The organism is Microcystis sp. BLCC-F209, assembly GCF_041928595.1.
Classification (GTDB): domain Bacteria; phylum Cyanobacteriota; class Cyanobacteriia; order Cyanobacteriales; family Microcystaceae; genus Microcystis.
On the sequence record NZ_JBHFLL010000265.1, the window covers coordinates 1 to 1,925 of the forward strand.

General features: G+C 48.5%; 2 protein-coding genes and 1 pseudogene. 2 read left to right on the forward strand and 1 reads right to left on the reverse strand.

Going from position 1 to position 1,925, the window contains the following annotated elements; all coding sequences use genetic code 11:
* A pseudogene (locus ACE1AQ_RS16855) lies at positions 1-234 on the forward strand (flagellar assembly protein H); the annotation flags it as partial.
* Positions 235-298: 64 nt separating this feature from the next.
* Here the strand turns inward: ACE1AQ_RS16855 and ACE1AQ_RS16860 are convergent.
* Positions 299-1,321, reverse strand: a complete 1,023-nt coding sequence (locus tag ACE1AQ_RS16860; protein ID WP_110546117.1) for a 6-bladed beta-propeller — start codon at positions 1,319-1,321, stop codon at positions 299-301.
* A 235-nt stretch (positions 1,322-1,556) separates the two neighbouring features.
* Here ACE1AQ_RS16860 and ACE1AQ_RS16865 point away from each other — a divergent pair.
* A partial coding sequence (locus ACE1AQ_RS16865; protein WP_374808846.1) for an Rpn family recombination-promoting nuclease/putative transposase occupies positions 1,557-1,925 on the forward strand: 369 nt, incomplete at its 3' end.

The window sequence follows — 1,925 nt, forward strand, 5'->3', positions numbered from 1 at the left end:
CTTCGGAGTGACATTATGAGAGAATCCGTCATCTATCAAGATATTTTAGAGGAAGGCAGAGAGGAAGGCAGAGAGGAAGGCAGAGAGGAAGGCAAAGAGGAGGGTAAAGAAGAAAAAGCTCGACAAATTGCCCTAAAAATGCTATCTGCTGGCTTTCCTATCCCAGAAATCGCCCAGTTTACTGATTTATCCCCCGATGCGATCGAGGAATTACAAAGACAGCAGCACAATTAAAGCTTTTAACTGCAAAGGGTGGGGAATTAGGAAAATTTTAACTCATCTCCCCACTCCACACCGATTAACCACGTTTAGCGAGGCGACGCACCACTAAACCGCCCCCTAGTATGCCTAATCCGATAATACCAGAAGGTTCGGGCGTTTTGAATACCTGTATGCGATTGTTGAACGTATCGGCCACATAGATGTTACCACCGCCACCGACAGCGATACCGTAGGGTGTATTGAACTGACCGTTCCCCGTACCGGAGCTACCGAAAGCGTACTGGAAGACACCACCGGAGTTAAACACCTGTACGCGGTTGTTGTTCGTATCGGCCACATAGATATTACCAACGCCATCGACAGCGACACCAACGGGTGAACTGAACTCACCGTTCCCCGTACCGGGGCTACCGAAAGTGGACAGCAAGGTACCACTAGAGTCGAACACCTGTACGAGATCGTTGGCAGTATCGGCTACATAGATCTTACCACTGCTACCGACGGCGATACCTTGGGGTAAACTCAAATCACCGACCCCGAAAGTGGACAGGACATTTCCACTGGAGTCGAACACCTGTACGCGATCGTTTAACGTATCGGCTACATAGATATTACCACCGCTACCGACGGCGATGCCGTAGGGGAAACCCAAATCACCGACCCCGACAGTGGACTGGAAGACTCCACTGGAGTTGAATATCTGTACCCGATCGTTGAACGTATCGGCCACATAGATATTACCATCGCTACCGACAGCGATACCACTGGGTGAATCGAACTGACCGTCCCCCGCACCGGAGCTACCGAAAGTGGACAGGAAGCCTCCATTGGAGTCGAACACCTGTATGCGGTTGTTGGCAGCATCGGCTACATAGATATTACCACCGCTACCGACGGCGATACCGAAGGGGTTATTGAACTGACCGTTCCCCGTACCAGAGCTACCGAAAGCGAATTTAAAATCGGCTGCGGTGGCACTGGTGGCAATACTAATACATCCGATCGCAGTGGCCGTGACTAGGGAAAAGGATTTCCGCAGAGCCTTTGATAAGCTACGCTTCTCCCGCCCCCCATGATTGATAACTTTAGATAGGGACATAAAACTTCAGAATATCTGCCCCTAATATACCCTTTCCTCTCGCAATTGTCAAGAAATTTCTGGGAAGATGTGACAAATTTGCCAATATCTATGGGATAAGTCTATGGTTAGAATTGAATTTTGCCTATAATTTATTCCGCGCTACGATTCTCTTCGGCAACAGTTACGGCCAATACAGGATGTCAACACCGGCGACCGAGGGTATCCTAGGAGAAACGGAAAGTAATCCCTGACGATGTTTGATAATATTTGTAAATTTATTGCCGAAAACTTCTCCGATGATCTAGCCACTTGGTTATTGGGTTCTCCCCTCCCCTTAACCGTCCTCGACCCGACGGAATTACAATTAGACCCCATTCGTGCCGATTCTCTGATTTTTTTGCAGTCAGAGGAATTAATTCTTCATACCGAGTTTCAAACCGACCCCGACTCCAAAATTCCCTTCCGAATGCTCGATTATCGCATTCGCGTCTATCGTCGTCATCCCCAAAAACAAATGCGTCAAGTGGTAATTTATCTGCGACGCAGTGATTCCCCCCTAGTGCAAGAAAATACTTTCCGTCTGGGGGAAACCTTTCATTCCTTCCAAGTCATCCGTCTTTGG